Genomic DNA, 23,884 nt, shown 5'->3' with positions numbered 1-23,884 from the left:
CATGGACCTGTCGACCCGCTACCTCGGCCTGGCCCTGCGCAACCCGCTCGTGGCGAGCGCGTCCCCGCTGGCCTCGACCGTCCCGGGCGTCCGTCGCCTCGTCGACGCCGGGGTCGCGGCGGTGGTGCTGCCGTCGCTCTTCGAGGAGCAGGTGCACCGCGAGCAGCTGCGTGACCTGCAGCTCGTGGAGGCGCACGAGCACGCCTTCAGCGAGGCCGCGACCTACTTCCCCTCGCCGTCCCCGTCGGCCACGCAGCCCGGCGGCGCGAAGCGCTACCTCCGCCTCGTCGAGCGGGCGGTGGCGGCGGTCGACGTGCCCGTGATCGCCAGCCTCAACGGGAGCACCCCGGGCGGCTGGTCACTGTTCGCGCACGCGATGCAGGAGGCTGGTGCGGCGGCGGTCGAGCTCAACATCACCTTCGTGCCCGGCGACCCCCGCACGACCGGACGCCAGGTGGAGGACCGCCACGTCGAGATCCTCGAGCGGGTGCTGGAGAACGTGTCGATCCCCGTCGCGGTCAAGCTCGGCCCCTATTTCAGCTCACCCGGCGAGCTGGCGTTGCGCCTGGACCGGACCGGAGCCCGCGGGCTCGTCCTCTTCAATCGCTTCGTCCAGCCCGACGTCGATCCGGAGGCCATGGTCGTGAGCCCGGGGTTCCCCCTCTCCACGCCGGTGGAGGCACCCCTGGCGCGGACCTGGATCGCCGTCCTGCACGGCCACGTGGGGTGCTCCCTGGCCGCGTCGACGGGGGTCGAGACCGCTGCGGACGTGGCGGCGTACCTCCTCGCCGGCGCGGACGTCGTCATGAGCACGTCGTCGCTGCTGCGCCACGGGCCCGAGCACGCGTCCGTCCTGCTCGACGGCCTCACCGACTGGCTGGCACGCAAGGGCTTCCCCGGGGTGGACGAGGCCCGTGGCCGGCTCGCGGTGCCGCGCGACGTGGACGCGTCGGCGTACGAGCGGGCGGGCTACGTGGCGGCGCTCGAGCACGCCCGCGAGACGTACGGCGGCGTCCCGGGCGCCTGACGGGCTGCCCGACTGGCCCCAACGGGTGTGAGGCCCTCCTCGTGCGGTGACTAGCCTTGACGGTCAGCCACGGAAGGAGGCCACGTGATCGCAGGCAGGTACCGCCTCGAGAAGGAGATCGGCCGCGGTGGGGCCGGAGTGGTCCACCTCGCGCACGACGAGCTGCTGGGTCGCCGGGTGGCGGTCAAGCGCATCGGGCTGCTGCCCGGGACCACGGCGGACGACGTGTCGCGCGCCGAGCGCGAGGCTCGGCTGGCAGCGGGGATCAACCACCCGCACGTCGTGTCGATCTTCGACCTCGTCAAGGACGAGGACTGCTACTGGCTCGTCATGGAGCACGTCGAGGGACGCACGCTCGCCGAGCTGGTCGCCGACGAGGGGGCGCTCCCCGACCGGCGTGCGGCGGCCATCCTGGCCCAGGCGGCGGACGGCCTCGTCCAGGCCGGGAAGGCCGGGGTCGTCCACCGCGACGTCAAGCCCAGCAACATCTTCGTGGGGAGCGACGACCGGGCCAAGCTCGGCGACTTCGGCATCGCGCGGGCCAGCAGCGACACCGTCCTGACGCAGACCGGCCTGATCACCGGCTCCCCCGCCTACCTCGCGCCCGAGGTGGCCTCGGGCGCGCCTGCGACCGCGGCGAGCGACGTCTGGTCGCTCGGCGGCACGCTGTACCACGCGCTCGTCGGACGGCCGCCCTACGACGTCGGGGAGAACCTGATGGGCGGGCTGTACAAGATCGTCCACGACGACCCGCCCCACCTGCCCGCCGACCACCCCGCCGCCGGGCTGCTCGCCGTGATGCTGGACAAGGACCCTGCCCGGCGCTGGCCGGTCGGGCGGGTGCGCGACGACCTGCGCAGGATCGCCCGGGGCGAGCCGTCGCAGGCACCCGCGCCGCACGGACGCGACGGGCAGGCCACGGCCGTGATGGCCACGCAGCCGGTGGCGCCCGCGGAGCCCACGCCGACCCCGACCCCGACGCCGGCTCCGACGCCGACGCCGGCTCCGACGCCGACGCCGGCTCCGGTTGCCGCCGCCCGCCCAGCGGCCACGGGACCGGCGGAGAGGTCTGGCGGGCGCTCCCTCGGCTGGGTCGCGGCCCTGCTCGCGCTCGTCCTGGTCGCAGGAATCGCCACGTGGGCCCTCTGGCTGCGCGACGAGGAGCCCGACGCCGGTGGCACCACCGACCCCAGCGCCTCGACCGAGCCGAGCCCGTCTCAGGACCCCACCTCCGAGAGCCCGCCCGAGAGCCCTTCTGAGAGCCCGCCGGAGAGCCCGTCCGAGCCCACGCCGTCGGACGAGGCCGGCGCGACGCCGGCCGCCATGCGCGCGTTCGTCCGGGACTACTTCTCCCGCGTCACCACCGACCCCGAGGCCACCTTCGAGCTCCTCACCCCGGAGTTCCAGTCCGCGAGCGGTGGGTTCGAGGGCTACTCGGGCTTCTGGGGCACGATCGAGTCGGCGACCCCGCGCGCCATCCAGCCCGACCCGCGTTCGCTCACCACGACGTACACGATCGACTTCGTCACCGCGTCCGGCCAGACGCGGACCGAGCAGGGCCGGCTGCAGCTCGAGCAGCAGGGTGACGGCTTCCTGATCGCCGGCGAGGGGTAGCCGCGCACCGCGGCCGTGGATGGAACTGCTTGGTAGGGCGGGTGGGGCTCGAACCCACGACCCAAGGATTATGAGTCCTCTGCTCTGACCGACTGAGCTACCGCCCCTCGGGGCGCACCCTAGGCGATGCGTGCCTCGACCTCGTACATGTGCTCCACCACGCGGAAGCCGAGGGCCGTGTTGGTGCGGTGCATGGCGGCGTTGGTCGGGGCGGTCCAGGTGTGGACGGACCGGACGTCGTCGGGCAGGTCGGCATAGTTGGCGGACTTGAGGGCGGCCCCGAGCCGACGGCCGCGGTGCTCCGGCATCACGAGCGTGTCGTCCTGCCAGCCGTAGTCGGTGCCGTGCGGGACGAACAGCAGCGAGTAGCCGCCGAAGGCACCGTCCGACCGGCGGCGGGCGGCGGCCACCCGGACGTCGTACGCCCGCATCAGCCGCTCCTCCGACGAGGCCAGCCGCTCGTCGTCGAGCACCTCGGGCTCGAGGTCGAGGTCACCGGTGGGCACGTCGGCGTTCATCCGGTTGCGCATCGCGAGGTAGGCCGCGCGGTGCTCGTCGGGGCAACGGCCGCGCCAGGTGACGACGTCGTACGCCTCGTCGACGCCCGACACCGGCACCGGGAGGTCGGCGACGAGGTGGTCCTCGCGGTGCTTGTCGACCGTGCCCATCGCGGCGGCGAACGCGCGACCCGGCCCCGGGTCGGCGACGTCGACGGTCACCTCTCCCCCGACCCGGGTGCGGTCGCCGGTCCGGGCGCGCTCCGCGACGGCCTGCCAGAGGGCGCGTCCGATGCCGCGGCGTCGGTGGGTGGGCAGGACCTGGACCTCCGTCCGGGCGACGTCGGTGTTCTCGCTCAGCGGCAGCTCGAGCTCGGCGACGCCGACGACCTCGCCGTCCACCACGGCCTGCAGCCACGTGCGCGCGTAGAACGTGCTGGGAGACGTCGCGGTGACCTCGAAGGCGGCCGCCGTGGTGACGAGCGCGTGCGGCCGGTCCGCCCGCACCGCCCGTTCCATCACCTCGTGCCACGTGGCCCGGGCCGCCGGGTCGGTCAGGTCGAGCTCCTCGATGCGCACGTCGGTGTCCACGGGCGCCATCCGACCGCACGGGCACGCACCGCGGCAACCGGGATTCGGCGTTCGGCTTCGTGTCCGGCGCCGGGCGTGGGACAGTGTGCCGTCTCGGAAGCGGCTCGGGTGCTGGGAGGACCTCGGTGGCCAAGGATCGGTCTGCTCTGCTGTCCCCGTCGCAACGTCATCTCGTGACGCGCTTCGGCTACGGCATCGACGACGCGCTCGCGCGCGACGTACGCCGTGCCGGCGGGGCCTCTGCGTGGTTCGAGCAGCAGCTCACGAGGCCGGGCTCGTTCGCAGACGGCTCGGCCGACGCCGTACGCCGGTGGTGGCCCGACCTCGACCGTCGGCCGGCCGACCTGTGGCAGCGACAGGTCCAGGAGGTCCGCGGCGGCTGGCAGGTGATGGAGGACTACGGTCGCTGGCTGCTCGTGCGACGCGTCCGCACGCGGCGCCCCGTGCTGGAGAAGATGACCGAGTTCTGGGAGGCGATGCTGCACGTGCCGGTGAGCGGCGACGCCCACTTCACCTGGCGCGTGAACTACGGCGACACCGTCCGGCGCCACGCGCTCGGTCGCTTCGACGAGCTGCTCGCCGCGACCACCACCCACCCGGCGATGCTGATCTTCCTGTCGGCAGCGACGTCGACCAAGCGCGCGCCCAACGAGAACCTCGGGAGGGAGCTGCTCGAGCTGCACACGCTCGGGGCGGGCAACTACGACGAGGACGACGTCAAGGCGTCGGCGCGGATCCTCACCGGCCACCACGTCGACCTCTGGGAGTCGTGGAAGGCGTCCTACGTCAAGGAGGACCACGCCACCGGCAAGGTGCGGGTCAAGGGGTTCACCCACAAGAACCGCAAGGCCGACGGCCGCGACGTCACCCGGGAGTACCTGCGCTACCTCGCGCACCACCCGCTGACCGCCCACCACGTCTGCGAGCGGCTGACGACCAAGTTCGTGCGCGACGACCCGCCGCGGTCGCTGGTGAAGCGGCTGGCGAAGGTCTACCTGAAGAACGACACCGCGATCGTGCCGGTGCTGCGCGCCCTGGTGGCCAGCAAGGAGTTCCGGTCCTCCGCGGGCGACAAGCTGCGCGACCCGGGCGAGGACGTCGTCGCCACCTATCGCGCCCTGGGCGTCGAGGTCGGCCGCCCGAGCCGCAACGACTCCGCGTCCAACGCGATCCTCTGGCAGGCGTCGCGGTTGGGGCTCACGCCGCACGCCTGGCCGCGACCCGACGGCACGCCCGTCACCGACGACGTGTGGGCCTCCCCCGCGCGCGCCCTCGGCTCGATGGACCTGCACTACTCGATGGCCGGCGGGTGGTGGCCCGCCGAGGGCATCCGCTACCGCGCGCCCCGCGCCTGGGTGCCGGCGAAGAAGCCGGTCCGCTTCGAGGACCTCGTCGACGCGGTGAGCCGCGACCTGCTGCACCGGCCCGCCAGCAAGCGACTCGTGCAGACGGCGACCCTGGCCACCGGCTGCAAGGCCAGGGAGAAGATCGACCGCGACCACGCCCTCTACCAGTGGGGCTTCCCGCGGCTGCTCGCCGCCGTCCTCGACTCCCCCGACCACCTGGCGTGCTGACATGACTTCTCCCCACACCCGTCCCTGCGGCTGCCCCGACTACGACGAGGCCCGACTGGCGCTCAGCCGGCGCGCACTGCTCGGCACCGCCCTCGCCGGCGGCGCCGTCGCGCTCGGCCCGTCGCTGAGCGGCGCGGGCCCGTCGGCGTTCGCCGTCACCGGGCGAAGCGCCGCCGGTCTGGCCGCCCCGGGCGGGTCCGTGCTCGTCCTGCTCTCGTTGCGAGGGGCCGCCGACGGGATGTCCCTCGTCGTCCCGCACGGCGACCCCGTCTACTACGCCGCCCGGCCGCGCCTGGCCATCCCGCACACGGCCCTGCTGGCACCCGACGCGATGTTCGGCCTGCACCCCGCGCTCGCGCCGCTGCTGCCGATGTGGCAGGCCGGCACGCTGGCTGCCGTGCACGCCACCGGGATGGCCACGCCCAACCGGTCGCACTTCGCGGCGATGGAGGCGATCGAGGACGCCGCTCCGGGCTCGCGCGAGCGCACCGGCTGGCTCAACCGGCTGCTCGGCGAGCTGCCCGGCACCTCACCGCTGCAGGGCACGGCGATGGGCAACCAGGCTCCGACCTCGCTCTTCGGCGCCCAGCCGGCCTTCGTCGTCAACCGGGTCGACCAGGCCAAGGTCGCCGGCGCCGACGAGGAGGGTCGCCGTCTGGCGTCACTCGCCCACGCGTGGCGAGGCAGCGACCCGATGAGCCGCGCGGTGCGTGACGCGATCGCGGGCGCGCAGACCTTCGGCGCCGCCCGCGACACCCCGGCCGGCCCGCCCACCACGGCCTACCCCGACAGCGGGCTCGGCAGGGCGCTGTCGGACGTCTCCCGCATCGTGCGGTCCGGCGTCGGCACAGAAGTGATCACCGTCGACCAGGGCGACTGGGACATGCACACCGACGCCGGCACGCTCGAGTGGGGCGACATGAGGCGCAACGCCGGCGACCTCGCGGCCTCGGTCGCGGCGTTCTTCGCCGACCTCGGTCCGGCGGCCGAGCGGGTCACCCTCGTGACGCTGAGCGAGTTCGGCCGGAGGGTGCGGGAGAACGACGACTACGGCACCGACCACGGCTTCGGCAACGTCATGCTGGTCGCCGGCGCCGGGGTACGGGGTGGCCGCTACCTCGGCTCGTGGCCCGGCCTGTCCGACACGCCCGACGCCGACCTGCTGGTCACCACCGACTACCGCAGCGTGCTCGCCGAGGTCGTCACCCGTCGGTTCGGGGTGTCGGTCGCGCAGGTCTTCCCGGGCTTCGCCCCGCAGGCCGTCGGCGTGATGGCCTGATCGACCTCCCCGGTGCCATGCTCGGGGCATGAGCGACGAGCGAGCCACGCCTCCCTCCTTCGATCCCCTGCCCGAGGACTGGCAGACCGCCCTGTTCGTCGTGGCGCACCCCGACGACATCGAGTACGGCTCGGCCGCGGCGGTCGCCCGCTGGACGGGGCAGGGCAAGAAGGTCGTCTACTGCATGGTGACCAGCGGTGAGGCCGGGATCGACGGCCTCCACCCCGACGAGTGCGCACCGCTGCGTGAGGCCGAGGAGATCGCGTCCGCGGCCACCGTCGGCGTCGACGACGTGCTCTTCCTGCGACTCCCCGACGGGATCCTGGAGTACGGCGTCGAGCTGCGGCGGGTGCTCGCAAAGGTCGTGCGCGAGCAGCGCCCGGACGTCGCGCTGACCATCAACTTCCGCGAGACCTTCGGCGGCACGAGCCTCAACCAGGCCGACCACATCGCCGTCGGCAAGGCGCTGCTCGACGCCGTCCGCGACGCTGGCAACCGCTGGGTGTTCCCCGAGCAGCTCACGGACGGCCTCGAACCCTGGGGCGGCGTGAAGGCGGTGTGGGCGGGCGGGTCACCGCAGGCGACCCACGCGGTGGACGTGACCGACACGTTCGCGGCAGGCGTGGCGTCGCTGAAGGAGCACCGGGCCTACATCGAGGGCCTGGGCTGGGAGGGCTGGGACCCCGAGGAGTTCCTCGACGGGATCCTCCGAGGCGGTGGCCAGGGGCTCGGCGTCACCCACGCGGCGACGTTCGAGGTGTTCCCCCTGGGGTGGGGCTGAGGTCAGCGGACACCGAAGCGACGTCGCCGCCCTCGGCGCTCCTCACGGTCACCGGCACCGGCGAACCGGGCACCCACCAGCGGCGGCGCGCTCGACGGGACCGGCTCGGCGACCTCGGGTACGGGCTCGGCGACGCGAGCGACTCCGGCAGCATCGGGACCGTCCTGCGTGGGCACCGTCGACAGGTCGCGGTCGGCGAGGATCGCGCGGACCTCGTCGATGGTCGTGAGCAGGACGTCGTCGTCCGTGTCGCCCGTGCAGGCGACCAGGGCGTGGCGGCCGAGCGAGGCGCCGACGAGGACGCCCTGCTCGAAGCGCAGCCGGACGAAGCCGGCGACGTGCTGGTCCTCCAGCGAGCGCAGGATCGCGAGCATGCGGGTGCCGACCTCCGCGAGGTGGCCCGTCGCGGCCTGCTCCCCTGCCACGGCGACGACCCTCGATCCCGCCGTGAGCACCGAGCTCCAGCGCACCCCCTCGACCGCGACGACCCGCTCGACGCAGTGGACGACGGTCGCGGTGGTGTCGGCCCCGCCGACGACCATGAAGGTCGGGACCGTCCGGGGCTCGGCGGGCTCCAGCACCGCCCGGTAGGTGCCCTCCCCTGCGGGGGTCCAGGTCACCCCGACCGTGAGCCTTCGCGTGCCGACCGCCTCCATCGCCCGCAGGTCGCCGACGTCGACGATCTCCCCTGCGCGGCGCGCGAGCCGGCCCGTGTAGGGCAGGGCTGCGGCGAGCGCGCTCGCGGCCCCGGCCTCACCGACCACGGTCCCGTCCGGGCGTACGACGAACTCCGCACGCTCGTGGCCGACGTCCATCGCCTCTGCGCTCATGGCGTCACCCTGACGCAGACCACCGCCGACCGGTGGCGACGTAACGCACAGTTCACACCGGCCGCCGAAGCGTTACGCCACGGCAACCGGGGCTAGGACGACTGGGCGACCGAGGTCGGCAGCGTGCCCGTCTCGACCACGTGCTCGGCCACGGCGAAGAGCTTGATGTTCTGCTGGGACGACAGTCGCTTGAGCACGGCGAAGGCCTGGTCGGAGGTCAGGGCGAAGCGCTCACGCAGGATCCCCGTCGCCTCGCCGATCAGCTGGCGGCTCGTCATGGCCGTGTGCATCTGGTCGTGCTGCACGGTGGCGCTCAGGGCGACCGAGGCGTGCGCCGCTGCCACGAGGCCGTCGAGCTGGTCGTCGTGGTCGAACGCGTGGGGCTCGTAGGCGTAGAGGTTGAGCATCCCGATGCTGTCCTCGTCGACGAACAACCGGAAGCCCAGGTAGGCACGCACCCCGGTCCGGGCGGCCACCTCGGTGGCCCACCGCGGCCACGGCGCATCCGTGGTCAGGTCGCCGATGGAGATCACGTCGGCGGTCGCCGGCCCGTCCATGGCCGGCCCCTCGGCGAGGTCGTGCTGCAGGTCGTCCATGACCTGGACCGACGCGTGGCTGTGGGCGCACGTGTCGTTGCGTCCCGGACGCAACACGCACACCCCGGCGATGTCACAGGGACCGATCAGATCGACGGCCATCGCTGCGATGCGCTCGAGGGTGTCGGCGGCGTGCCGGGTGCCCGCCATCGCGCGCGCGGCCTCAGCCAGCCGACTGCCGAACTCCTGTCGGTCCATGGTCACGACTTCCCCTCCCGGTGGGACGACCCCGGACGCATCGTATAGACAGGACCCCCGCCGTCCCGCCTGCCGTCCCCGTGAGGCGGCCCGGGTGGCCGCTTCTTGACCACCCGGGCCTGGATCCCCTGCGAAGTCGCGACGCCGCAGGGACCTGATCCGCAGTACCCGGATGTGCCGCAACGATCCGCACTCTGGACCAGTGGCCTGCATCACCCGAGACGGAGGAGGCGGAGGGCCCTCCTGAGGGCTAGCGTCAGCGGGCGTCGAGGTGCACCGGTCCAGTGACGAGAGGGCGCAGCCGCATGGTTGTCATGATCACGAGCACGGGCGTCTACCTCATCGTGGCGGTGGTGCTCATCGTCATCGTCGGAGGTGGCATCCTGGTGGGCTACCGCAAGTACAGCCGGCAGGACCGGCTGGAGGACCAGCAGAGGGCTGCGGGGGACGCAGAACCGCCCCCGACCTGACGTGCAGGTCGGGGGCGGTCTGGTTGGCTCCCCGGTTTGCCTCTGGTCCGCTCGCTCGGCTGGGTGGAGAGCTGGCCCGAGGTCGGTGGCTTGCGGCGAACCCTCGTCAACGGCGATTGGACCTTCGAGTCGACTGGAATGTCTACGCTCGGTGCGTGCGCATCTCCGAGGTGGCGACCAGGTCCGGCATTCCGGCCACCACGCTGCGGTACTACGAGACTGTCGGCCTGCTCGAGGCGCAGCGCGAGGCCAACGGCTACCGCTCCTACGACGAGTCGGTGCTCGAGCGGTTGTCCTTCGTGGAGTCCGCCAAGCACCTCGGGCTCTCGCTGCCGGAGATCGTGGACCTGCTGAGCGCGGTGGAGGGTGAGACGTGCACGCAGGTCCGCGAGACGCTGCATCCGAAGCTGCGTGACCGGTTGGCCGAGGTGGACAGGCAACTGGCGGGGCTACGGCTGTTGCGCCGCCGCCTGGCGGCTGCCACCTCGAGCGTCGCAGCGTGCCCCGACAGCGTCGCGTCCTGCCGGAGCGAGTGCATGCTGCTGGCCGAGGGTGCCGCAGGCACCGCACGCGGCGTGAGCACTGCGACCTGTGGGGGTCGACCGTGAGCACGACGCCGCCCTCGCGCACACATGTGCTGGTGGCGTGGTGGGACACACACCAGGTGCTCCTGTACCTGGCCGCCATCCTTGCAGGCGCGGTGCTCGGCCTGTCAGCCCCGGGTACAGCTCCGACGCTGGAGCACACCATCAACCCGGTGCTGGCGCTGCTGCTGTTCGCGACGTTCCTCGGCGTCCCGCTCATCGAGGTGGGCCGTGCGTTCGGCGACGTCCGGTTCCTGGGAACGGTGCTGGTGGGCAACTTCGTGGTGGTCCCGCTGCTCGCCTTCGGGTTGTCGCGGTTCGTGGCCGACGACCGCGGCCTGATGCTGGGGGTGCTGCTGGTGCTGCTCACGCCGTGCATCGACTACGTCATCGTGTTCACCGGCCTCGCCGGTGGTGCCCGTGCGCGGCTGCTCGCAGCCACGCCGCTGCTGATGCTGGCGCAGATGCTGCTGCTGCCGCTCTACTTGTGGATGTTCGCCGGCCGCGAGGTCCTCGACGTGGTCGACGTGGCCCCGTTCATCGAGGCTTTCGTCGTGCTCATCGTGGCGCCGCTGTCTGCTGCGGCGCTGGTGCAGGCGCTCGGGCGTCGGCACCGGTTCGGCGAGATGGTGGCGGCAGTGATGGCTGCGGCGATGGTGCCGCTGATGATGGCGACGCTGGCGGTGGTCATCGGCTCGCAGGTCGCTGCGGTGGGTTCTCGGGCGTTCGACCTGGCCAGACTCGTGCCGCTGTACGTGGTGTTCGTGGTGGTGACGGTGGCCTGCGGGGTGTTCGCCGGCCGTGCGGCTCGGCTTGACGCACCGGGGACCCGTGCCGTCGCGTTCTCGTTCGCGACCCGCAACTCGCTGGTCGTGCTCCCTCTCGCGCTCGCCCTGCCAGCTGCGTTCGACATCGCGCCGCTCGCGGTGGTCACGCAGACGATGGTGGAGCTGGTCGCGATGGTCGTCCTGGTGCGGTTCGTCCCCCGTCTGGTCCCTGAAGACGTCGATGAGCCGATGACGGTCGGCTGACACGACGGCTGACCCGCACCACCCACGTGCTGCGCTTCAGGGCAGAGGGCGCGCCGACCCGCTCGACGGTGGCCGGGTCGGTGTGGTCGGCCTGTCCCTTGGCCCATGTCAACGACCCCGCCGCACACCCCGGGTCAGAGTCTCGACGCTCACAACGGATCCTCCGGGAGGGATCCCCGGCCGTGGGACACTGCTGGCATGACCGCCGCACCGGGGCTGCGCTGGACGCGCGCCACGACTGTTGCGACGGCAGCGACGTTGGTGGCCGTCGCTGCGCACCTCAGTGCCAAGGGGCCTGCTCCGTCGCCTCCGGCGCTGGCGTTCCTCGTCCTTGCCCTGAGCGCGGCCCTTGCGCCGTTCCTCGCGCGTCCAGCTTCTGCTGCTCGTATCGTCCTGCTCACGGTCGGCGGCCAGTTCGTCGCTCACGCGACGCTTGCGTTGGCGGCTGCCTCCGATGGCGGAGCGAACTCGACTGCTCGTCTCACCTCGTCAGGCGCCCCCGGCGGCGCCCACGACGCGCACGCCATGGCCGCGGCCGACGGGAGCGTCATCACGCAACTGTCCGACCACGCCTTCCCGTCTGACGTTCGCATGCTCCTCGTGCACCTCGCGGCGGCCCTGGTGGTCGGCGCCTGGCTCGCGGCAGGTGAGCGCGCCGTGTGGACCGTGCTGACGCTCATCTGGCGCGCCTTGCTTCTTCCAGTGCTGACGCTGGCTACGCCGACCGCACCCACTCCAGCCGCGGTGCCGGCTCCCGTCACGTCGATCCTGCCGCGCATCGTGTCCGGCAGTGTCGTGCGTCGCGGCCCACCATCCCTCCTCGCCGCCTGACAGCTCCACGCCCTCGACCCCGCCCAGTGCTTCGCACCCTGGGCGGTCCGTCGACGCGTTCCGTCCTGCCCGGCCCTGCCGGGTCCATCGAGGAGACCCATGACCCAGCTCGACCCGCGCCCACGCGCGCGGCCAGCCCCATCACGCCCCGAAGCCCGCCCCACGTCCGGCGGCTGGTTCCGCGCCGTGTGGCGCTGGCACTTCTTCGCCAGCATCGTTGTCGTCCCCGTCCTGCTGGTGCTCGCCTCCACCGGCCTCATCTACCTGTTCCGGTTCCAGCTCGAGCCGCTGCTGCACCCCGACCTGTTCGGCGCGGACCAGCCAGCCGGGATGGACTTCCAGCAGCCCTACAGCGCCCAGCTCGACGCTGCTGAGCGCGCCTACCCCGATGCAACCCTCCTGGCCGTGGCGGAGCCGCGCTCGGAGGGACGCGCGACCGTCATCACCGCTGAGATGCCTGACGGGTCGCCCCGCGAGATCTTCGTCAACCCCTGGGGTGGCGAGGTCCTCGGGTCGTTGAACCCCGACACCACCCTCAGCGGGTACGCCGTCCGGCTGCACGCCGACCTGATGTCGGGGGTGTGGGGTGACCGGCTCATGGAACTCGGCGCCTGCTGGGCCCTGGTCACCGCTCTGCTCGGCTACTACCTGTTCTGGCGCGGACGCCGCGCGCGCTCGCGCAAACCGAAGTCCCTGCGTTCGTGGCACGCACGCATCGGCGCCGTGGCGGGGAGTGGGGTTGGTGACGCTCCTGGTCTCCGGGCTGCCGTGGACCGGGTTCTGGGGAGCCCAGGTCCAGGAGCTCGCCACCAATCAGGGCACCTCCATGTGGAGCCTCGACCACGGGGCCGAGTCCAACCCCGCCTCCACGCTCGATGAGTCCCTGCCGCACAGCCACGCCGTCCCGTGGGGTTCTGGCAAGACCGAGGTGCCCACGTCTGACGACCAAGGCCACCAAGGCGCCGTCGCGAACGTCGACACCGCCATCGAAGTCGCAGCCGGCGAGGGACTGCGGCACCCGATGACGGTCGCCCTGCCCGACGGCGACGACGGCGTGTACTCCGCCATCGGCTACGCCTTCGACGCACCCTCGGACGAGCAGACCGTCCACGTGGACCGGTTCGGCGGCGAGGTCGTGTCGACCTACGGTTACGACGACTACCCACTGCTCGCCAAGGTGGTCGCCCAGGGCATCGGGCTGCACGAAGGGCGCTCGCTCGGTCTGGTGACGTTCTGGGCGTCTGCGCTGATGTGCGCGGTCATCATCGCCTCGTGCGTGACCGGCCCGTTGATGTGGTGGCGCCGCCGTCGCCGCGGCGCCGGCCTCGATGCCCCGCGGGGACGGATGCCCGTGGCCGGGTCGCCGTGGCTCCTGGCAGGCCTGGTGGTGCTGGGTGTGCTGCTGCCGTTCTTCGGGGTGACGCTGCTCGCCGTCCTGGTGTTCGACCAGCTGGTGGTGCGTCGGGTGCCGGCCCTGACCAGGTGGTTCGGCGCCCAGTAGGCGAGCCCTGGAGCGCACCGTCGGAGGCGGCGGACAGGCAACCCCTGCCCGCCGCCTCCGAGTCACGCACTCGTTCCCTTCCGCCCTCCGTCCGGATGCTCGCGCGCTGCAGGGTGCAGACGTCAGTCGGACTTCGGAAGGAACCCCTCGTGCACAGCAAGAAGCGCGTCGTCACCACAATGGCGGCCCTCGCCGGCCTCGTGACCGTCGGCAGCATCGCCGCGACAGCAGCCATCCCCTCCCCCACACCCATCGGCTTCTCCCAGGAGCGCTCGGCCGAGCTCGCCCAACAGATCAACCCTGCCAAGCCGCGCAACGTCATCCTGATCATCGGCGACGGCATGGACGACGCCATGATCACCGCCGCTCGCAACTACGAGTACGGCGCCGGTGGCCGCTTCCCCGCCCTCGATGCCCTGCCGTTCACCGGCGCGATGACCACCTACGGCCTCAAGGTCGGCGCCGGCCCCGACTACCCCATCGCCTACGTGTCCGACTCAGCGCCCACCGCCAGCGCGTGGTCCACCGGCAAGAAGACCGTCGACGGGCGCGTCTCCCAGGGCCCCAGCACCGCAGCGAACGTGCCCGGTGAGGACTACGAGACCGTCCTGGAGAAGTACAAGAAGCAGGGCAAGCTCGTCGGGAACATCACGACCTCCGAGGTCACCGACGCCACCCCGGCCGCCGCCGGCGCCCACATCAACGCCCGCGCCTGCCACGGCCCCACCGACATGGCCAACTGCGCCCCGGCCCGCAAGACCAACGGCGGCAAGGGCTCCATCGCGGAGCAGCTCGTCGACAACAAGATCGACGTCCTCATGGGCGGCGGCGCAGCCCGCTACGCCCAGCCCACCGACGCCGGGCCCAGCGTGCTCTCGTACGCCCAGGACACCCACAAGTACCGCCTCGTCCAGGACGCCGCCGGACTCGACAACGTGACGTCGCTGGCGGGCGGCCCGGTCCTCGGTCTCTTCGCGGGCGGCAACATGACCCCGATGTACAAGCCGCTGGTCGCCACCGCCGCCGGCGCCGGCGGACCCGAGACCACGTGCGAGCCTGCGAACCGTGGGAACCAGCCCGACCTGTCCGCGATGACCGAGAAGTCGATCGAGCTGCTCGACAACCCCAACGGGTTCTTCCTGCAGGCCGAGAGCGCGATGATCGACAAGCAGGAGCACTCCTCCGACATCTGCGGCGCCATCGGCGATCTCAAGGAGCTCGACGAGACCGTCGCAGTCGCCCTCGCCTACCAGGACAAGCACCCCGACACCCTCGTCGTCGTCACCGGCGACCACGCCCACTCCACCCAGATCGTGGGCGGCAGCCCGGACGACGGCAAGCAGCTCGCGACCGTCAAGACCGCCGACGGTGACCCCATGACGGTCGCCTACTCGACCAGCGACGCCGGCTCCGACCACACCGGCGCCCAGATCCGCGTCGCCGCCTCCGGCCCCCAGGCCGCGAACGTCACCGGCGTCATCGACCAGACCGACCTGTTCGCCACCCTCCTCGGCCGCACCCCCAGCACCCTGCCCGGGACGCCGACCACGACGCCGCCCACCACCACACCGGCCCCGACGACCAGCCCGACGCCCGGTACGCCGGCTGCGGTGAAGCCGGTCGTCTCAGTAGCGGCGGCCTCGCGCATCACCAAGGTGGCCCTGGCTCGCAGGGGGCTCTCCGTCGCCGTGGCCGCGGCCGCAGGCGACAAGGTGACCGTGCGCCTGGTGCGCGACGGCAAGACCGTGGCCCGCAAGACGCTGCGAGCCGCCGGCGGCCGCGTCACGCTCAAGACGACCAAGGCGAGGGTCGGCAAGCTGACCGTGAAGGCGACCGTGAGCGGCAGGGGGGGCTCGGCGACCGACCGCCAGAAGGTCCGGGTGACCCGCCGCTGAGACGAGCTCAACCGACACGAGCCCTTTCGCTCATGACGCACAGCGCCGGGCGTGGACCACGCGGTCCGCGCCCGGCGCTCTGCGGCGTCGTACCGAGGAGTTCGTCGTTCAACGGCTCTCCCACGACCACTACGGTGGGACGTGACCTGGAGAGGTGGGACCGCCCTGCTGGCGAGCGCCGTCGTAGCCGCACTCGTAGCGGTCCTGCCGTCTGGTGCGACGCCTGGCCCCCAGCCGCCGTGGGCGGATCACCACGTCGATTCGTCGCACGCCTTGGTCGCACGCGACTCGACCTGGAGGGTGGCGTGCTCGATGTGGTGCTCGCGACGCATGACGCCCCGAGCCTCGTCGAGGACGGCCTGGGCTGAGGACTCGTCCGCAACCACGAGGTGTGCCGTGGCGACATACATCCCAGACGTCAGTGTCCAGACATGGAGGTCGTGGACGTCGGCGACGCCCGGAACGGACTCGAGGTCCCGGACGACCTGGTCGAGCTGCATCCCCTCGGGCACGTGCTGGCCGAGCACGGCAAGCACCTCCCGTCCGAGGACGACTGCCCGGACTGCCACGAACACACCGATCGCCAGTGCCACGACGGTGTCCCACCAGCCTTGGCCGGTGGTGGCGACGAGGATCCCGGCCGCGATGACGCCGACGCTGCCAGCAGCATCGGCCACGACCTCGTAGTAGGCGCCCTTGACGTTGAGCGACTCCTCAGAGCCGCCGCGCAACAGCACGATGGAGATCACGTTGATCAGCAGGCCGAGCACCCCGACGACGAGAACGGGCCCGGCCTGGATCTCGATGTCCTCGCCCAGCCGACCGACCGCCTCGATCACCACGTAGGCGGACACCCCGAGCATGATCAGCACGGTCAGTCCCGAGGCGAAGATCTCGGCCCGGTAGGAGCCATAGCTGCGTCTCCCGGAACGGTCCGGTCGGGTGGCGATCTTGGTCGCCGCCAGCGCCGCGCCCAGCGCGACGACGTCCGCGGCCATGTGGCCGGCGTCCGAGATGAGCGCCAGGGACCCGGAGATCAGCCCGAACACCAGCTCGATGACGAAGAATGATGCGACGAGCCCGAAAGCCACGACCAGACGCCACCGGTGGCGTGCTCCAGCATGACCCGTTCCATGTCCGTGTCCGGCACCCATCAGTGGTCTCCTCGTTGGTGATCGTCGTTGTGAAGTTGGTGCACCACAGCACCTCGGTCGGGATGGTTCGCATGGTCGGCATGGAAGAGCGCCTCGTCCAACAACCGATGCACGTGCTCGTCGGCCGCCGTGTAGTAGGCGAAAGTGCCCTCCCTGCGCACCTGGACAAGACCCGCGAGGCGCATCTTCGCCAGGTGCTGGCTCACCGCCGAGGAACTTGCTCCCACGCGCTCGGCCAGGTCGTTGACCGAGGACTCACCGTGCAGCAGCGCCCACAGGATCTTGATGCGCTTGCGGTCGGCGAGCATGCGGAATGCCTCCACCGCCAGGTCGACCTGATCGTCGGACGGCATGTCGAGGCGGTCGTCCTGGTTGCTCATGGGCCCCATCATATCTGCATGGTCGCGCATATACGCAAATACTCACCCAGTCACGCCAGAGGAGGTGCCTGGTCCTCGAGAGCTGCGGCAAGGGATGTGGCGCGACGAGAGCTGAGGAGCCAGTACGGCGCCGGGTCATGCGGATCCTCGATGGCGATGCGTACACCGGTAGCGACGTACGGCCGCAGCAACAAGTGGGCGCGAGCGTCGGCTTCGGGTCCGGCCTGCGACCGCATGGCCCGCGCGTCGAGCACCACGACCTCACCCAGGTGACGGCGCTCGATCTTGGCGCGTCCCGCCTGGAGCCACTCGTCAGACACAGCGATCGTGGGCGACCCGTAGCCGCGAAGCAGGACCACCATGAGAAGGAGGAGCAGCGCCGTGACCGTCCATGCGAGCCGGTCCGGCACGGCGACGACCATCGCCAACCAGAAGCTGGCGACCATCACCACCCACTGCACCCACCACCGGGTGGGGACCCGTAGACGCTCGCGATAGCCGATCATGAGCCGAGGAGCACGTAGAGGCCCATGAAGGCGCAACCCACCATGGCAGCCAGCAGCACCCGTCGGCCCACCCACGTGGAGACGTCGCGGCAGCAGCAGGGCACCAGGGACGTGGCACTCAGGCATGGACGGAGCATCAGTCCTCCTCGGGATGGCTGGCCGCCTCGAACGCAATGCGTACGCGCGACAGTGGGGTGCAAATACTAAGGCCGATAGTACGTCGTCGCGCCGCGATCACCTCCGCCCGCATGTCCATCGGCGAGCGCCGAGTGGTGGACCTCACGAGCACGCCCACCCGGTCCGCTCCGACCTACTATTGACGATAGTATGTAGCCGTGGAGGCCACATCGGCTCCTCCGCCTTCCTCCTCAACTTCTTCGGGGTCACCCTGGATCCCGAGGCCTCGACTCGTGCGCGGGAGTGTGACATGGACAGCAACACTGTCTCGACCATCATCGTGGGCCTGGTCGCCGCCCTCGGCACCGGCGCGGTGCTGTACCTCCTGTCGAGGGCGGATTGGTGAGCCGCGGCTGGAGGTGCGTGATCATGGTGGTGGGGGCCATGCTGGCTGCCGGCGCCTCGGTGACGCTGAGCGGCGCACCTGCAGGCGCACACACCGATTTCCTCGGCTCCGATCCGCAGGACGGCGCAGAGCTCCCCGACGTCCCGAGCGAGCTGTCGCTGGAGTTCTCCGACGAGATGGACCCGCAGCTCAGCACCGTCACCATTCGAGTCGACGGCGGTCGACCTACTCCCCTCGAGCTCACCAGCGGGGCCGACCGGAACAGGCTCGTGGCGGCCGTTCCAGACGATCTGGCCGCATCAGACGGCAGCACGACCCGATGGACGGCCACGTTCCGGGTCGTCTCCCGCGACGGCCATCCGGTGGTTGGGGCCACCCAGTTCGTCGTTCGGACCGCAAGCCCTGACGGCACGTCGAGCCCGTCCTCCTCGCCCACCTCCGGTGGGGACGAAGCGCGAGCCGGGTCGAACCGAGTCTCGACCGACGCCCCCGAGCCGGAGGCGGCCGAGGAGTCAGGCACGGCTGCGACGGACGGCCGAGAGGTGTGGCCTGTCGTCGCACTCGGTGTGGGTGCCCTGGCCCTCCTGGTCGTGGGGGTGGGTGCGATCATGCGGTTGGTCGGGCGGGACCAGGACGGATGAGCTCCTCGATGCGGCCCGAGGCGCGAGCGACGGGCGTGCGAACGCTGCTGCTGTCGGTACCGGTCGTCATGGTGCTCGTTGCTCTCGCCGCGATCGGTGCGACGGGAGGCTTGTCCCCTCTGGGCATCGAGGGACTGCCGGATCCGGGAGCTCTCACCCGAGTGGGGCTGCCCACGGTGCAGGTGGTCCGTGACCTGGCATCCATGGTGACGGTCGGCGTGCTGGTGATCGCCGCCACGTGTGTCCCGCCCACACCAGCGGAGGCCGAGGGGCTCAGTCTGGGGCGGGCACGGAGGCGGCTGGTGGCGTGCGCCCAACTGACCGCCAGCGTATGGGCGGTCGCCAGCCTCGTCCTGGTCGCGTTCATCTACTCCGACGCCTCCGGCTCTGGCATCGGCCGAACAGGCTTCGCCAGCGAAGCGATCTTCTTCGCCTTCGGGTTCGAGCTCGGCCAGTACGGACTCTGGGGGGCCGCGCTCGCCGTTCTCGTCGCGATGGGCTGCGTCCTGTCGACCCGCATCGGAGGTGTGGGCATCACGACGGTCCTTGCGCTCGTCGCGCTCTGGCCGATGGCGCTGACCGGGCACGGGGCCAGCAGGCTCAACCATGATGAGGCGGTCAACCTCCAGTTCTTCCACCTGATCGGCATCAGCGTCTGGGTCGGGGGGTTGGTGGCCCTCGTGGTGGCTCGGCGCCTCCTCGGTGAATCACTTGTCGTCACCGTGCGCCGCTACTCGACGCTCGCCGGCTGGTGCCTGGCGCTCGTGACCGTGTCGGGAACACTGGGTGCCTGGCTCAGGCTCCCATCGGCGTCGTCGGTCCTGTCCTCGTACGGCGCCCTCCTGGCCTTGAAGCTCGCCGCCGTGGTGGTGGTGGCGATGGCGGGTTGGTGGCACCGCCGTCGCACGATCGCCGACCTGGCTCGTGGTTCGGCCTCCGCCTTCTCCAGGCTGGTCGGTGTCGAGCTCCTGGTGCTGGTGAGCGCCGCAGGGCTGGGCGTCGCCCTCAGCCGGACCGCTCCACCTGCCCCGCCTGAGGCGCCGCGACCCCTCACGTCGGCAGAGTCCCTGCTGGGAAGGCCTCTGCCGGACCCGATCGACGCGTCCCAATGGTTCGCAGCGTGGAACGTCGACACGCTCTTCCTGCCTCTCGGTGTCGCTGGCATCCTCTGGTATCTGTGGGCAGTCGGACGCTTGCGCCGGCGGGGGGATTCGTGGTCGTGGTTGCGTACCGTGTCCTGGTTGGTGGGCTGCCTTCTCTTCGTGTGGGCCACCAGTGGCGCTCCCGGGACCTACGGGCGAGTGCTGTTCAGCATGCACATGGTCCAGCACATGACCATCGCGACCGGGGTTCCCGTCTTCCTGGTCCTGGGCACACCGATCACTCTCGCACTTCGCGTGCTGCGTCGGCGTGACGACGGGTCGAGGGGGCCTCGCGAGTGGCTGACGAGCCTGACCCGCTCGTTCCCCCTTCACGTGCTGGGGCACCCGCTCGTCGCCGCCGGGATGTTCGTCGTCAGCATGGTGGCCTTCTACTACACCTCGGCGTTCGAGACGTCCCTGGAGTCCCACACGGCGCATGTCGTCATGACCCTGCACTTCCTCCTGACGGGCTACCTCTTCGCCGAGAGCGTGGTGGGAGCCGACCCGGGACTCCGCCGACCCCCGTACCCGATGAGGGTCCTGCTGATCATGGTCACCTTCGGGTTCCACGCCCTGTTCGCCGTCAGCATGATGGCCAGCTCGACTGTCTTCGCCGCCGACTGGTTCCAGTCGCTCGGCCGGACCTGGGGACGTTCGCCGCTCGATGACCAGTACCTGGGCGCTCAGATCGGGTGGCTCATGGGTGAGTACCCCATCCTCGTCATGGCTGCCGCTCTCGTGGTCGGATGGGTCCGAGCAGACGGTCGCGAGCGCCGACGATTCGACCGGCGTGAGGCGCGCGAGGACGACAAGGAGCTGCACGCGTACAACGCATACTTGACCCGGTTGGGGAGCGTGGACCTGACGCGCACGGCAGGCCGTCCTACGATGGAGCGTCGTAGCCCGCAAACCGCCGGGGAGAAGGAGCAGCGCGAGTGAGACAGCTCGGTCAGCTCGAGACCGCCGTGATGCAGCACCTGTGGAGCACAGGGCGGCCGGTATCCGTGCGCGCCATGCTCGAGGCGCTCACACAGGAGCGTGCGCTGGCCTACACCACGGTCATGACGGTGATGGACAACCTGCACTCCAAGGGCCTGGTCGCACGCGAGAAACAGGGCAAGGCCTACCTCTACACCCCCGTCTCCTCGCGCGACGAGCACACTGCGGAGATGTTGCAGGAGGTGCTGGCGGACAGCGAGGATCGCACCGCCGCCCTGATGCACCTCGTGGGCAAGCTGGACGCCAGCGAGGCTGCGAACCTGATTGCGGCGTTGTCCGAGCGAGTGGACGACCCGGCGTGATCGCGGCGTTGCTGCTGGTCGCCTTCGCCGCCGGTGCCGCGGTCATGGGTAGTCACGTCTTGAGCAGGCCGTGGGTCCTGCGCTCGCCGCGTGTGGCGGTCCTCGGTTGGCAGGCGCTCTCGACGTCGGTCGTGACATCCATGCTGTTGACCGCCACTGCGCTGGCCCTGCCGTTCCTGCCCTTGAGGTTCTCGCTCGCCTCCTTGCTGGGCGCTCACACCCTGACGATCGTCGAGCACTACGAGACGCCCCTCGGGAGCTGGCCGGGCCTCCTTGGCCTCACCGTCGTGGCCGGTCTCACCGCGATGCTCGTCGCCACGACCGCCCGTGACTTCATCCGAACCCGACGGGTCCGACGATCACAGCGCAACGCACTGGAACTCGTCGGACGCCGACACCCCGGTGGCTTCACGGTGGTCGAGCACGACGTCCCCCTTGCATACTGCCTCCCCGGGGCCGGGACCGGCACTGTGGTGTTGTCCTCAGCGGCCCTGGCCCTGCTCGATGACCGCGAGCGTGAGCTGGTCCTCGGTCACGAACGCCGCCACCTGCGCGCGCGACACGACCTGGCCCTTGCCTACTCCGGCGCACTCGCCCGTACCTTCCAGTGGGTACCGCTGTTCGCCAGGGCGCACGCCCAGATCGCTGTCCTCCTCGAGATGGCGGCGGACGATGCAGCGGCCAGTCCCGCCGACCGTCGAGCGCTGGCCGCAGCGATCGTGGCCCTCGGGACCGGCATCCGCCCCGAGGCGGCCCTGGCCGCCAGCGACACCGCCGCGGTCATCCGCGTACGGCGACTCACCTCGACGAACCGTTCTCCCAGGTGGGGGCTCGGGATCGCGGCGATGGCCGGAACGGCGGTCCTGCTCTCGCTACCGCTGGGCCTGGCCCTGGCTCCCGCGGTCGAGGCCGCAGCACGTGACTGCTGCACGGTGGTGGACCTGTCGACTCGCAGCTGACGCGAGCCCATCACACCGCGACCTCCGGGGAGGCGGAACCAACCCGCGCGCCACCGGGCGATCGGTCTCGCGACGTACGACGATCAGCCGGGCACGAGAGGCAAGGAGCACGGCGTGAAGAACGTGTGGCCTCTCACAGCAGGGTCGACCAGTAGGCCCAGAAGCGTTGGGTGATCAACGCCAACAGCACCAGGAACGGCACCAGCAGCAGGGGCGCGTGCCACTCCCTGAGGAATGTCGTCGCTGGACTCCCCCGCAGGCGCTGCCCGAGAGCGCCCTCCGCCAGGTTGCGCAGAGTCACGTACCAGAAGATCGGGATCACCACCGACCACACGACCATGCAGTAGGGGCACAGGGCACCGATGCGGTAGATGCTCTGGAACGCCAACCACGACACCAACGCCAAGGCGCCCGTCACACCAACCTGGAGCCCGATCCAGTACCAGCGCGCCAGTCGTCCGCCAGCGAGGATGGCCATCCCCGTGGTCACGACCACGGGGAAGGCGGCTACGCCGATGATGGGGTTGGGAAACCCGAGCAGCGCCGCCTGCGGGGTCTCCATCACCGACCCGCAGCTCAGCACCGGGTTGATGCTGCAGGTCGGGACGTAGGCGCTGTCCTGAGCGAGCCTGATGCGCTCGATGAGCAGCACCGCTGAAGCGACGAACCCGACGAGGCCGCCGCCGACGAGTCCGAACGCGAGTCGCCGGTCGCTCACTCGGCGAGGGCCTCATCCAGCGCTGCGGAGAAGTCCTCGACCGTCTTCGGCTGGAAGAGCTCGCCGTCGACGTAGAAGGTGGGGGTGCCCGTGACCCCCAAGGACTCGCCGTCGGCCACGTCGCGGGAGATGCGTTCGTCGACCTCCTGCGAGGCGTAGTCAGCGTCGTACTGGTCCATGTCCAGACCGATCTCCTCGGCGAAGCTGCGGAACAGGTCGTCCTTGGGCTCCTGCGCCTCGCCCCATTCCTTCTGGGTCTCGTACATCTTGCTGTACATCGCGTCCAGCTCGCCCTGACGGGCCGCGGACTCCACGGCGCGCGCGGCCCGGCCGGCGTTGAAGTGCCCCGGAAGCGGGAAGTAGCGAATGACGAAGGTCACCTCGCCGGCGTACTTGGCACGAAGGTCCTCCACGATCGGGTAGGCAGCTCCACAGGCTTCGCATTCGAAATCGAGGAACTCCACGAAGGTGACGTCGCTCGAGCCTTCCTCACCCAAGATCCTGCTGTCCTCGCGGACGATGGCGCCGTCGGCGGTGGCTGCCGACACGTCGGCCGCCGCGGTCTGATCTCGTTGCTGCGACTGGCTGGCGATGATCACGCCGCCGATGGCGAGGATCACGATCACTGCTACGGCAAGAGCTGCCTTGGTCTGGCTTCGCACCTGTCATCTCCCTGAATGTCTACTATGAGAGATAGTAGCAATCCTCGGCCGGGTCGCCTGATCGTCGCCCGAGTCCAGCCATCTGCGCCCGCCGGTCGCGGATCCACCAAGGGCCCTGACCTGCGTCTCCGCAGATCAGGGCCCTTCTGTGGCTCCCCCGGTTGGACTCGAACCAACAACCCTCCGATGCCGCCGCGAGTGCGATGAGCGCATGACGCCAGTTGACGCTCTCTGCCGATAAACGCCACTTGAACTGGGCAAACGCTGGCGTCTAGTGGTGTCGCGCTGACGCTGGTTGACAGCCCTTGACAGAGTTTCTGGCCTGTTTATGGACACCTTCAAGTCTCCGCCGCGAAGCGCATCTCCTCGTCGTGTGCGTGCGCTGCCTGCCTGAAGGTTGCTGGCCACGCGTGTCAAGGAGGTCGCCGCGGTCGGTTTCCAGAGCCATCCAGAGACCGCCTCGGCGCCGATAAGAGATCGGACACTTGAGGTCGGGAGGAGGATCCGAAGAGATTTGAACCAGCGACCTCTGGTCATCCGGCGCGAGCGCTCTCATCTGGTCGAGCGTTTGCTGGCATATGAGCACTCGTGCGCTGACC

25 protein-coding genes and 1 tRNA gene are annotated in these 23,884 nt (G+C 70.8%); 16 read left to right on the top strand and 10 right to left on the bottom strand.

Features of this window, described 5'->3' with window-relative positions:
• The first annotated feature begins 1 nt into the window (after position 1).
• Both Q1B24_RS21260 and Q1B24_RS21255 read left to right on the top strand, forming a co-directional pair.
• Positions 2–1,027, top strand: a complete 1,026-nt coding sequence (locus tag Q1B24_RS21260) for a dihydroorotate dehydrogenase-like protein (protein WP_299932739.1) — start codon at positions 2–4, stop codon at positions 1,025–1,027.
• Positions 1,028–1,111: 84 nt separating this feature from the next.
• Positions 1,112–2,641 (top strand): serine/threonine-protein kinase, encoded by a 1,530-nt coding sequence (locus Q1B24_RS21255; protein ID WP_299932736.1) that lies wholly within the window; start codon positions 1,112–1,114, stop codon positions 2,639–2,641.
• 30 nt (positions 2,642–2,671) lie between these two features.
• Here the strand turns inward: Q1B24_RS21255 and Q1B24_RS21250 are convergent.
• A tRNA-Ile gene (locus Q1B24_RS21250) sits at positions 2,672–2,748 on the bottom strand.
• Positions 2,749–2,760: 12 nt separating this feature from the next.
• Positions 2,761–3,729 (bottom strand): GNAT family N-acetyltransferase, encoded by a 969-nt coding sequence (locus Q1B24_RS21245; RefSeq protein ID WP_299932733.1) that lies wholly within the window; start codon positions 3,727–3,729, stop codon positions 2,761–2,763.
• A 173-nt stretch (positions 3,730–3,902) separates the two neighbouring features.
• On the opposite strand from Q1B24_RS21245, the gene Q1B24_RS21240 reads away from it, so the two are divergent.
• From Q1B24_RS21240 to Q1B24_RS21230, 3 genes are read left to right on the top strand one after another with little or no spacing between them, the layout of a single operon-like run.
• Positions 3,903–5,303 (top strand): DUF1800 domain-containing protein, encoded by a 1,401-nt coding sequence (locus Q1B24_RS21240; RefSeq protein ID WP_299932729.1) that lies wholly within the window; start codon positions 3,903–3,905, stop codon positions 5,301–5,303.
• Position 5,304: 1 nt separating this feature from the next.
• Positions 5,305–6,582, top strand: coding sequence for a DUF1501 domain-containing protein (locus Q1B24_RS21235; protein ID WP_299932726.1), 1,278 nt, complete (start codon positions 5,305–5,307; stop codon positions 6,580–6,582).
• A 28-nt stretch (positions 6,583–6,610) separates the two neighbouring features.
• On the top strand, positions 6,611–7,363 hold the full coding sequence (locus Q1B24_RS21230) for a PIG-L deacetylase family protein (RefSeq protein ID WP_299932723.1): 753 nt from the start codon (positions 6,611–6,613) through the stop codon (positions 7,361–7,363).
• 2 nt (positions 7,364–7,365) lie between these two features.
• On the opposite strand, the gene Q1B24_RS21225 is transcribed toward Q1B24_RS21230, so the two are convergent.
• Both Q1B24_RS21225 and Q1B24_RS21220 read right to left on the bottom strand, forming a co-directional pair.
• Positions 7,366–8,193, bottom strand: coding sequence for a hypothetical protein (locus Q1B24_RS21225; RefSeq protein WP_299932720.1), 828 nt, complete (start codon positions 8,191–8,193; stop codon positions 7,366–7,368).
• Between the two features lie 92 nt (positions 8,194–8,285).
• Entirely contained in the window at positions 8,286–8,987 is a 702-nt protein-coding gene (locus tag Q1B24_RS21220; RefSeq protein WP_299932754.1) for a GAF and ANTAR domain-containing protein, read from the bottom strand.
• A 314-nt stretch (positions 8,988–9,301) separates the two neighbouring features.
• Between Q1B24_RS21220 and Q1B24_RS21215 the strand changes: the two genes are divergently transcribed.
• From Q1B24_RS21215 to Q1B24_RS21185, 7 genes are all read left to right on the top strand, one after another.
• Positions 9,302–9,457 carry a hypothetical protein gene (locus tag Q1B24_RS21215; protein ID WP_299932717.1) on the top strand — a complete coding sequence of 52 codons (156 nt, stop codon included), beginning with the start codon at positions 9,302–9,304 and terminating at the stop codon, positions 9,455–9,457.
• A gap of 155 nt (positions 9,458–9,612) precedes the next feature.
• Positions 9,613–10,065 (top strand): MerR family transcriptional regulator, encoded by a 453-nt coding sequence (locus Q1B24_RS21210; RefSeq protein ID WP_299932714.1) that lies wholly within the window; start codon positions 9,613–9,615, stop codon positions 10,063–10,065.
• Between the two features lie 56 nt (positions 10,066–10,121).
• On the top strand, positions 10,122–11,072 hold the full coding sequence (locus Q1B24_RS21205) for a bile acid:sodium symporter (protein ID WP_299932711.1): 951 nt from the start codon (positions 10,122–10,124) through the stop codon (positions 11,070–11,072).
• A 198-nt stretch (positions 11,073–11,270) separates the two neighbouring features.
• Positions 11,271–11,903: a hypothetical protein gene (locus Q1B24_RS21200; RefSeq protein WP_299932708.1), complete on the top strand. Its 633-nt coding sequence runs from the start codon at positions 11,271–11,273 to the stop codon at positions 11,901–11,903.
• Positions 11,904–12,002: 99 nt separating this feature from the next.
• On the top strand, positions 12,003–12,782 hold the full coding sequence (locus Q1B24_RS21195; RefSeq protein WP_299932705.1) for a PepSY domain-containing protein: 780 nt from the start codon (positions 12,003–12,005) through the stop codon (positions 12,780–12,782).
• Positions 12,667–13,404, top strand: a complete 738-nt coding sequence (locus tag Q1B24_RS21190) for a PepSY domain-containing protein (RefSeq protein WP_299932751.1) — start codon at positions 12,667–12,669, stop codon at positions 13,402–13,404. The genes Q1B24_RS21195 and Q1B24_RS21190 overlap by 116 nt, the downstream gene beginning before the upstream one ends.
• 149 nt (positions 13,405–13,553) lie before the next feature.
• Positions 13,554–15,299: an alkaline phosphatase gene (locus Q1B24_RS21185; protein ID WP_299932702.1), complete on the top strand. Its 1,746-nt coding sequence runs from the start codon at positions 13,554–13,556 to the stop codon at positions 15,297–15,299.
• Between the two features lie 248 nt (positions 15,300–15,547).
• Here the strand turns inward: Q1B24_RS21185 and Q1B24_RS21180 are convergent, their stop codons facing one another.
• The 4 genes from Q1B24_RS21180 to Q1B24_RS21165 form a co-directional block, all read right to left on the bottom strand.
• A complete protein-coding gene (locus tag Q1B24_RS21180) occupies positions 15,548–16,390 on the bottom strand; it encodes a cation diffusion facilitator family transporter (protein ID WP_366916573.1) in 843 nt (280 codons plus the stop codon).
• A 62-nt stretch (positions 16,391–16,452) separates the two neighbouring features.
• Positions 16,453–16,833, bottom strand: coding sequence for a metalloregulator ArsR/SmtB family transcription factor (locus Q1B24_RS21175; RefSeq protein ID WP_299932696.1), 381 nt, complete (start codon positions 16,831–16,833; stop codon positions 16,453–16,455).
• A gap of 50 nt (positions 16,834–16,883) precedes the next feature.
• On the bottom strand, positions 16,884–17,339 hold the full coding sequence (locus Q1B24_RS21170; RefSeq protein ID WP_299932693.1) for a DUF3093 domain-containing protein: 456 nt from the start codon (positions 17,337–17,339) through the stop codon (positions 16,884–16,886).
• Entirely contained in the window at positions 17,336–17,476 is a 141-nt protein-coding gene (locus Q1B24_RS21165) for a hypothetical protein (RefSeq protein WP_299932690.1), read from the bottom strand. The genes Q1B24_RS21170 and Q1B24_RS21165 overlap by 4 nt, the downstream gene beginning before the upstream one ends.
• 409 nt (positions 17,477–17,885) lie before the next feature.
• On the opposite strand from Q1B24_RS21165, the gene Q1B24_RS21160 reads away from it, so the two are divergent.
• Genes Q1B24_RS21160 through Q1B24_RS21145 form a run of 4 tightly spaced genes read left to right on the top strand, consistent with a single transcriptional unit; the run spans position 17,886 to position 21,905 of the window.
• Positions 17,886–18,503: a copper resistance CopC family protein gene (locus tag Q1B24_RS21160; protein WP_299932687.1), complete on the top strand. Its 618-nt coding sequence runs from the start codon at positions 17,886–17,888 to the stop codon at positions 18,501–18,503.
• Positions 18,500–20,584 carry a cytochrome c oxidase assembly protein gene (locus tag Q1B24_RS21155; protein ID WP_299932682.1) on the top strand — a complete coding sequence of 695 codons (2,085 nt, stop codon included), beginning with the start codon at positions 18,500–18,502 and terminating at the stop codon, positions 20,582–20,584. The genes Q1B24_RS21160 and Q1B24_RS21155 overlap by 4 nt, the downstream gene beginning before the upstream one ends.
• Positions 20,581–20,946, top strand: coding sequence for a BlaI/MecI/CopY family transcriptional regulator (locus Q1B24_RS21150; RefSeq protein ID WP_299932679.1), 366 nt, complete (start codon positions 20,581–20,583; stop codon positions 20,944–20,946). Before Q1B24_RS21155 ends, Q1B24_RS21150 begins: the two co-directional genes overlap by 4 nt.
• The gene (locus Q1B24_RS21145) at positions 20,943–21,905 is read left to right on the top strand and encodes a M56 family metallopeptidase (RefSeq protein ID WP_299932675.1); all 963 of its coding nucleotides are present in this window, start codon (positions 20,943–20,945) and stop codon (positions 21,903–21,905) included. Before Q1B24_RS21150 ends, Q1B24_RS21145 begins: the two co-directional genes overlap by 4 nt.
• Positions 21,906–22,038: 133 nt before the next feature.
• On the opposite strand, the gene Q1B24_RS21140 is transcribed toward Q1B24_RS21145, so the two are convergent.
• Both Q1B24_RS21140 and Q1B24_RS21135 read right to left on the bottom strand, forming a co-directional pair.
• Positions 22,039–22,623 carry a vitamin K epoxide reductase family protein gene (locus Q1B24_RS21140; RefSeq protein WP_299932672.1) on the bottom strand — a complete coding sequence of 195 codons (585 nt, stop codon included), beginning with the start codon at positions 22,621–22,623 and terminating at the stop codon, positions 22,039–22,041.
• Positions 22,620–23,285: a thioredoxin domain-containing protein gene (locus tag Q1B24_RS21135; RefSeq protein WP_299932670.1), complete on the bottom strand. Its 666-nt coding sequence runs from the start codon at positions 23,283–23,285 to the stop codon at positions 22,620–22,622. The genes Q1B24_RS21140 and Q1B24_RS21135 overlap by 4 nt, the downstream gene beginning before the upstream one ends.
• Positions 23,286–23,884: the final 599 nt, after the last annotated feature.

Source organism: uncultured Nocardioides sp. (assembly GCF_947488025.1).
Classification (GTDB): domain Bacteria; phylum Actinomycetota; class Actinomycetes; order Propionibacteriales; family Nocardioidaceae; genus Nocardioides.
The sequence above is the reverse complement of the archived record's forward strand: the minus strand, read 5'-3'. Positions and strand labels throughout refer to the sequence as shown.